This is a genomic window from Cupriavidus sp. SIMBA_020 (genome assembly GCF_046535395.1).
GTDB classification, from domain to species: domain Bacteria; phylum Pseudomonadota; class Gammaproteobacteria; order Burkholderiales; family Burkholderiaceae; genus Cupriavidus; species Cupriavidus campinensis.
On record NZ_JAWRWU010000506.1, the window covers coordinates 1 to 275 of the forward strand.

Annotated in this window: 1 protein-coding gene; it reads left to right on the forward strand. The window is 64.0% G+C overall.

The window, feature by feature from the left end:
* A partial coding sequence (locus tag SB751_RS30250; protein ID WP_410749053.1) for a filamentous hemagglutinin N-terminal domain-containing protein occupies positions 1–275 on the forward strand: 275 nt, incomplete at both ends.

Consider the following 275-nt stretch of genomic DNA (forward strand, 5'->3'; position numbering starts at 1 on the left):
GGTGGTGACCACGCAGAATGGTCTGCCGCAAGTCAACATTGCCGCGCCCGATCAGGGCGGGTTGTCGCACAACCGGTACCTGCGGTTCGGCGTGGATCGGCGTGGCGCGATTCTGAACAACGCGGCCACGATGACCTCCACCGGGTTGGCCGGGATGATCCAGGGCAATCCCAACTTCGGTCCGAACGGCGCCACGGCGCGTGTCATTCTCAATGAGATCAACAGCAGCAATCCCAGCGTGCTGCGCGGCTTCATGGAGGTGGCGGGCGACAAGG